At 67.9% G+C, this 368-nt stretch carries 1 protein-coding gene; it reads right to left on the reverse strand.

From position 1 onward, the window contains the following. On the reverse strand, nucleotides 1-368 hold a 368-nt coding region (locus tag ACLWS4_RS37880), incomplete at both ends, for a proteasome accessory factor PafA2 family protein (protein ID WP_416876557.1).

Genomic DNA, 368 nt, shown 5'->3' on the forward strand with positions numbered 1-368 from the left:
TCGGTCACCAGCCGGTCGAACCGGCCGCGGGCCACCAGGCGGTTGTAGAGGCCCTTGTCCGGCCGCACGTCGCTGTACTGGAGGTCGACCAGGTGCAGCCGGGGGTTGTCCCAGTCCAGGCCGTCCCGCTGGCGGTAGCCCTCCAGGATCTCCTTCTTGGCGATCCAGTCGAGCTGCCGGGACAGGCTCATCGGGTCGTTCTCCAGCCGGTTGAGCACGTCCTCCCAGCGCAGCAGCACGTCCACGGTCTGTTCGTCGGCGTCCTGGCCGTAGCGGTCCTCGACGTACTTGCGGGCCAGCTCGAAGTACTCCAGCTGGAGCTGAACGGCCGTCAGCTTCCGTCCGCTGCGCAGCTGGACCAGGTACTG

Origin of the sequence: Kitasatospora sp. SC0581 (assembly GCF_048159585.1) — a bacterium.
Classification (GTDB): domain Bacteria; phylum Actinomycetota; class Actinomycetes; order Streptomycetales; family Streptomycetaceae; genus Kitasatospora.